This is a genomic window from Flavobacterium sp., from assembly GCF_049318185.1.
In the GTDB taxonomy this organism is placed as follows: domain Bacteria; phylum Bacteroidota; class Bacteroidia; order Flavobacteriales; family Flavobacteriaceae; genus Flavobacterium.
Genome location: NZ_JBMOGV010000015.1, coordinates 22,827 through 29,277 on the forward strand (window position 1 = coordinate 22,827; position 6,451 = coordinate 29,277).

General features: G+C 34.3%; 6 protein-coding genes. 3 read left to right on the forward strand and 3 right to left on the reverse strand.

The window, feature by feature from the left end:
- The first annotated feature begins 68 nt into the window (after positions 1-68).
- Both ACOYLT_RS02815 and prmC read left to right on the forward strand, forming a co-directional pair.
- The gene (locus tag ACOYLT_RS02815) at positions 69-542 is read left to right on the forward strand and encodes a GNAT family N-acetyltransferase (protein ID WP_422852325.1); all 474 of its coding nucleotides are present in this window, start codon (positions 69-71) and stop codon (positions 540-542) included.
- Positions 543-1,400: a peptide chain release factor N(5)-glutamine methyltransferase gene (gene prmC, locus ACOYLT_RS02820; protein ID WP_422852326.1), complete on the forward strand. Its 858-nt coding sequence runs from the start codon at positions 543-545 to the stop codon at positions 1,398-1,400.
- Positions 1,401-1,404: 4 nt separating this feature from the next.
- Here the strand turns inward: prmC and ACOYLT_RS02825 are convergent, their stop codons facing one another.
- On the reverse strand, positions 1,405-2,649 hold the full coding sequence (locus tag ACOYLT_RS02825; RefSeq protein ID WP_422852327.1) for an ABC transporter permease: 1,245 nt from the start codon (positions 2,647-2,649) through the stop codon (positions 1,405-1,407).
- Between the two features lie 138 nt (positions 2,650-2,787).
- On the opposite strand from ACOYLT_RS02825, the gene hisS reads away from it, so the two are divergent.
- A complete protein-coding gene (hisS, locus tag ACOYLT_RS02830; protein WP_422852328.1) occupies positions 2,788-4,146 on the forward strand; it encodes a histidine--tRNA ligase in 1,359 nt (452 codons plus the stop codon).
- 276 nt (positions 4,147-4,422) lie between these two features.
- Here hisS and ACOYLT_RS02835 read toward each other — a convergent pair whose 3' ends face one another.
- Together ACOYLT_RS02835 and ACOYLT_RS02840 are read right to left on the reverse strand one after the other, a co-directional pair.
- The gene (locus ACOYLT_RS02835) at positions 4,423-4,686 is read right to left on the reverse strand and encodes a hypothetical protein (RefSeq protein ID WP_422852329.1); all 264 of its coding nucleotides are present in this window, start codon (positions 4,684-4,686) and stop codon (positions 4,423-4,425) included.
- On the reverse strand, positions 4,671-6,451 hold a 1,781-nt coding region (locus ACOYLT_RS02840), incomplete at its 5' end, for a T9SS type A sorting domain-containing protein (RefSeq protein WP_422852330.1). The genes ACOYLT_RS02835 and ACOYLT_RS02840, both read right to left, overlap by 16 nt.

Here is a 6,451-nt window from a genome sequence, read left to right on the forward strand (position 1 = left end):
GATTTTTGAAGTACAATAAATCTAATATAAAATCAACATTCGTTAATCATCAATCTAAAATCAATGAAATGATTAGAGAAATTCAAAAGGAAGATAACCTTCAAATTGCTAACGTAATTCGGGAAGTTTTTATATCGGATGGTTATCCAAAAACTGGAACTGCCTTTGCTGATAGACAATTAGATTTTATGTTTGAAAGCTATGGTAAACCAAGATCAAGTTATTTTGTTGTTGAACAAGACGGTAAAATAATTGGTGGAGCGGGAGTGAGTCAATTGGATAATTCTAATGAAAATATTTGTCAACTACAGAAAATGTATTTTTTAAAGGAAGCCAGAGGAAAAGGGTTGGGTTTGCAAATGATTGAAAAATGTATTGATAAAGCAACCGAATTTGGGTATGAACAATGTTACCTCGAAACTCTATCTGAAATGTTGGTAGCACAAAATTTATACAAAAAAGTAGGTTTTGAATACCTTTGTTCGCCTATGGGAAACACAGGACATTCGACTTGTTCAGTATGGATGATTAAGAGTTTATAGATGCTATTAAAAAATTATAAAACTATTTTCCTAAATGAACTTGCTTCTCTCTATGACGAAAAAGAGATTGAGAGTTTCTTTTACCTTGTTTTAGAAAAATTTCACTACCAAAAACGTATAGACTTGGCACTGAATCCAGAAATGATTTTGGATGAAAAACAAGCCTCACTATGGAATAGTGTGGTAGTAGAATTAAAAAAACAAAAGCCAATTCAATACATTTTGGGAGTAACTGAGTTTTATGGGTTGCCATTTATAGTCAATGAAAACGTTTTGATTCCTAGACCAGAGACTGAAGAATTAGTTGATTTAATTATTACTAATGAGAGCAGAGAGAACAGGGAAGAGGGAAAAGTTAGCATTCTAGATATTGGAACGGGTAGCGGTTGTATCGCTATTACGTTGGCTAAAAATTTATCAAATGCAGAAGTCTTTGCTATTGATGTTTCAGAAGAGGCATTGGAAGTAGCAAAAAAAAATGCAGTACTAAATAATGTTGACGTTACTTTTCATTTAAAAGATATTTTAAAAGTCGATAATTTAGAACAGCAATTTGATACTATAGTTTCTAATCCGCCCTATGTTCGAAATCTAGAAAAAGCAGCAATTAATTCAAATGTTTTAGATTATGAACCCCATCTAGCTTTGTTTGTTGCAGATAATGAAGCCTTGCTTTTTTATCGTAAAATAACGCAATTGGCTAAGTTACATTTGAAGCCAAAAGGAAAGTTGTATTTTGAAATCAATCAATATTTAGGGAAAGAAACAATTGCTTTAGTGGAAAGTTATGGTTTCAAAAATGTGATTCTTCACAAAGATATTTATGGAAATGACAGAATGATTGCTGCAACTTTATAAACATTTATTCATATCTCAGCGCTTCAATTGGGTCAAGTTTTGATGCTTTGATAGCAGGATATAATCCAGAAACTAAGGCTACTATAAAGCTGGTAATAAAAGCGGCAAAAATGGCTTGCCATGGAATCACAAAGTCCCAGTCGGCAGCTAAGCAAATTAAATATCCCACAACAATTCCAAAAATAATTCCGATAACACCACCCAATTGCCCGATGGTTAAGGTTTCTATAAAAAACTGGAAAGCAATCGTGCTTTTTTTTGCTCCAAGTGCTTTTCTAACACCAATTTCACGGGTTCTTTCTGTAACAGAAACCACCATAATATTCATTAAGGCAATAGATGAACCAAGAATAGTAATAATTCCCATTACCCATGCTGAAATGCTTAATACATCTGTTATACTAGCTATTCTATTAATTAAATCATCACTTCTAGAAATGGCAAAATTATTTTCTTCCACAGGATTTAGCTTTCTCACCTTTCGCATAGTATTTAAAGCATTGTCAACAGCGTCATCAAACAGTTCTGATTTTTCAATCATAGTACTTAAAGAGTAGTTTGTATTAGGTGCCGAAAATAGAGAACGCGCTACTTGAATAGGAATCATTACACGTAAATCTTGGCTGTTGCCAAAGGTTGAACCTCTCTCTTTTAGCACGCCAATAACTTTGAATTTGGCACCACGAACCGAAAGTATTTTGCCCATCGGATTTATGTCTTTGAATAGTCCTTTTGTAACAAAATCTGAGCCTACTATACAAGAATAGATGTTGTTTGAAATGTCAAAAGTATTGAAGTTTCTCCCTTGCGTTATTTCCAAGCCTGAGTTAGATAGAAAGAATTCATCAATACCTATAACTGAAATTTCTGGATCAGTTTTTTGGTTATCATACTTCACTTCTGCATTAGAGGTTGCAACAAAGGATAATGAAGTTTGTGTAAAAGGATAGTCATAGATTTCCTTAAACCTTTTGGCTTCTATATAACTTATTATTGGATTTATTTTTTCGCCTTCCTGTCCTCCACGTTGTCTGCTTTTGGTTTCATATTGGTTGATATTAAAAGTATTGGAACCCATAGAAGCAAAACTTGAATTCAAAGTATTGTCAATAGCGGCAACTACTGTCAAAATACCTACCAAAGCAGTGATTCCTATAGCAATAATGATGACGGTTAACACCGTACGAAGCAATTGAGTTCGAATAGCACTCAAAGCTATTTTTATATTTTCTATAAATAATCCAATCATAACGGTTATTTGGCACTAAATTACAGCTTTTGTTACAAGAATATTACCTTTAGTATAGAAATTAGTTTTAAAAAATAAGATATTTGCAAAACAATTGACAATTGATATTTAACAATTGATAATTCTTAATTAAATAAGATGGCACAAAAACCAAGTATTCCAAAGGGCACAAGAGATTTTTCATCTGTAGAGGTTGCCAAGCGTAATTATATCATTTCCATCATGCGAAATCATTTTGAGATATTTGGTTACCAGCCAATCGAGACACCTTCTTATGAAAACTCTGACACTCTAATGGGGAAATATGGTGATGAAGGCGATAGATTAATTTTTAAGATATTGAATTCGGGAGATTATCTAGATAAAGTTTCTTACGAAGAATTGCAAACCATAAACTACAAAAAACTAACGGGAAAAATTTCTGAAAAAGCCCTTCGTTATGACTTAACGGTGCCGTTTGCACGCTATGTTGTGCAACACCAAAGCGAGTTAGAATTCCCTTTTAAACGCTATCAAATACAACCCGTTTGGCGTGCAGATCGTCCACAAAAGGGGAGGTTTAGAGAGTTTTTTCAATGCGATGCCGATGTGGTGGGTTCCGCTTCCTTATGGCAAGAAGTAGAATTAGTACAATTATATGACTCCGTTTTTGCCTCATTAGGTTTGCAAGGTGTAACTATAAAAATCAATAACCGAAAAATTTTATCAGGTATTGCAGAGGTAATCGGTGCGTCGGATAAATTGATTGATTTTACAGTTGCTTTAGATAAACTTGACAAAATAGGAGAGGAAGGCGTAAAAAAAGAAATGCTTGAAAAAGGCATTACAACGACTGCCCTTGAAAAAGTGCAGTCGTTATTTACTTTCTCAGGAACCCTACAAGAAAAATTAGAAAAGCTTTCTGCTTTACTAGCTTCATCTGAAGAAGGTATGAAGGGAATAGAGGAATTGAGTTTTATTTGTAATAACGTTTTAAAATTAGGATTGCAACAAGCTAATTTAGATTTAGATGTTACCTTGGCTCGTGGATTGAATTACTACACCGGAGCTATTTTTGAGGTTGCACCACCCACTAGTGTTTCTATGGGTTCTATAGGTGGTGGTGGGCGTTACGATGATTTAACGGGTATTTTTGGGTTGCCTAATATGAGTGGCGTTGGTATTTCTTTTGGTTTGGATAGGATTTATTTGGTTTTAGAAGAATTAAATCTTTTTCCACAAACCGTTACTACAACCACTAAAGTACTTTTTTTATACAATGACAAGGATCAAGCTTTTGAAGCAATGAAAACCATTTCTTTTTTAAGAAGTCAAAATATCAAAGCCGAAATGTATCCCGATGGTGCTAAGATTGAAAAACAGTTCAAGCACGCTGAGCGTAAAGGTATTCCATTTGTAGTAAAAGAAATCAACAACGGAATATTTGTTGTGAAAGATCTGAAGCTTGGCGAACAGATGTTTTTAGATATAGATCATCTTATTACGATTTTAAAGTAATTCTGTAGACAGAATCCAAATTAAAAAATATCATTAATTTATACTAAAAACAAATTAAACAATTAGATAAAAAGCGTTTATTAAAAATTTAAAGGTTTTTTTATTGAGTTAAATGATTTGGTGTTATGATATTTTATTATATTTAATGAGTTTGATATATATTAAAAAAGGTCTGGAAATTTCCAAACCTTTTTAAAGTAGCGAGAGGGAGATTTGAACTCCCGACCTCAGGGTTATGAAAAGTATTTGTTTAAACCTACATCAGTCCACTTTTGCTTATGATTTACAACTTCTGTTTTTTTTGTATTCTTTGAAGTAATAAAATAGCAGAATAATACCTATTATAAACATAGGAACAATCCAATCATCAATTGGAGCTGAAGGAGCTGCAGGCACATCTACCACATCATCTCCATCTTCAAATTCTGGTTGTGCTTGAATAAATTGAGTTAAACATACAAACGCCAATACTAGTTGATATTTTATGTTATTGTTATTTATTTTTTTCATAATTCCTACTTTTATTACTCTACAATCCATTTTACTTGTGCCGTTTTTCCTTCTTGGGTTATGATTACCACATAAACTCCTTGGCTTAATCCTACCGATGGTTTTACTTTTGTAGTTGCGCCATCTACAGTAGTTTCTACAGGAAGGTTTTGCCCTAATAAATTGTATAATGAAACCTTGGCATTGTTTATTCCTGTTAAGTAAAAACTTGAATCTGCTTTTCCTGGATTTGGATACAATACCATTTGATTACTAAAATCAGGCGTGTTTAAGATTCCGTTTTGGAATACTATTTTAAAACGAGTCTGTTCCTGTCCATTTACTGTAAAAGGAACTATTGTATTGTTTTCTATTTGTGTAAACGTGTTATTTTGAGCATCAAATAAATAAGGCGTTAGACCATCGTAATTTGTTAAATCAAATTGCCATTGGTAATTGGTGTACCTTGTTGTATTTAATTTTATAGGCAATTCATCTGTGAGTGCAGGATTACTTTGCATCGCAATAGCCAGCGAAGTGTTGTTTTGTACAAAACTAACTTCTTCATCTAAATTGAATAATTTAGTTGCATCTTCCTGAGTTGCACCCCAGGTATAATTGGAATGAAATAGTGCTAAAGCCCCTTCAATAGTTGTCCATTCATTATTTACAGACGCTTTTAAATTGGCTCTAAGTACTCCTATTTCATTAGAAGAAGCATTTCTAAAAACACCTGCAGCCGCACTGACAATCGACTTATCATTCTCGGTAATGGTCATAATTGGCACATTAGCCGTATTGTCTTTCTTTACAAATACTGCTTGACCTGGTTGTAAGTATTGATTGAAACTAGAAGTAACACTATTTTGATTTACAATACCCAATGTTCTGGTAACATAAGTTCCTCTTGAGTTTAATGTAGGGTCCCAGTAATACACTACATCGGAATTCATATTTGTAGAAGCGGTTAGCACGGCTTTAATGTCAATAGGTGCTTGATACGGATTCCCCACAAAACTATAACCATTGGCTGTTGGGTTTAAAGTTGGGGTGTAATTTCCTGTTTTTAAAGTTCCAGTAGCTCTTAAAACAGTTGGCGTTGCTGTTGGATTATTGATAGTTAAACTCACTGTTCTATCACCTCTTACCATCAATCGATAAGGGGTTCCTGCGGTTAAGTTGGTAAGAGTGCTAGTCACTGCCGCCCAAGCGCCTGTGCTATTATTGAATGAATACAGAGATGGGTTATTGGTAGCTGTAGCATCAAATCCATTAGTAGCGCCACCTGTTCCCGTAATGTGCGTTCCTAAACCCGCTGTTGAACCACCGTTTTCTTGCCAGTTTTCTTTAATACTTGTAGTTGTCGTCACACTTGGGCTTAAAAAACGATACGCTCGCTTGGCTGGAATGTAGCGTTCTATGGTGGCTTTTCCACTCACTGTGGTAAAGGTTCCACCTAAAGGTCCAAAAGCTGCAGTGCCTGTTGCGGTTGACTTAAAAGTTAAGTTACCATCGTGGGTAAAAGCACCATTCGATTCAATGTATTTTTCCGCGGCAATAGTAGCGTTTCCTTTTAGGTACATTGCTCCACTATTAGTTGTTTTTAAATTAGAATTAATATTAACATTAGCACCATACAATTCAATTCCAGCACCACCTGTAACATCTTGAGTGATGGTGATGTTTTTATCATTGGTAGTATTTCCAATAGTTAAACCTGTTGAAGTCGCCGTTAAATTGGCAATAGGATAGGTTACATCGGCTGTAAAAGTCGTTGTTCTTGGGATGTACTTAAACGCTCCAGCAGCAGTAAGGG

Coding starts and splice junctions, on each gene's coding strand:
- ACOYLT_RS02815 (WP_422852325.1), top strand. CDS start 69: ATGATTAGAGAAATTCAAAAGGAAGATAACCTTCAAATTGCTAACGTA.
- prmC (WP_422852326.1), top strand. CDS start 543: ATGCTATTAAAAAATTATAAAACTATTTTCCTAAATGAACTTGCTTCT.
- ACOYLT_RS02825 (WP_422852327.1), bottom strand. CDS start 2,649: ATGATTGGATTATTTATAGAAAATATAAAAATAGCTTTGAGTGCTATT.
- hisS (WP_422852328.1), top strand. CDS start 2,788: ATGGCACAAAAACCAAGTATTCCAAAGGGCACAAGAGATTTTTCATCT.
- ACOYLT_RS02835 (WP_422852329.1), bottom strand. CDS start 4,686: ATGGATTGTAGAGTAATAAAAGTAGGAATTATGAAAAAAATAAATAAC.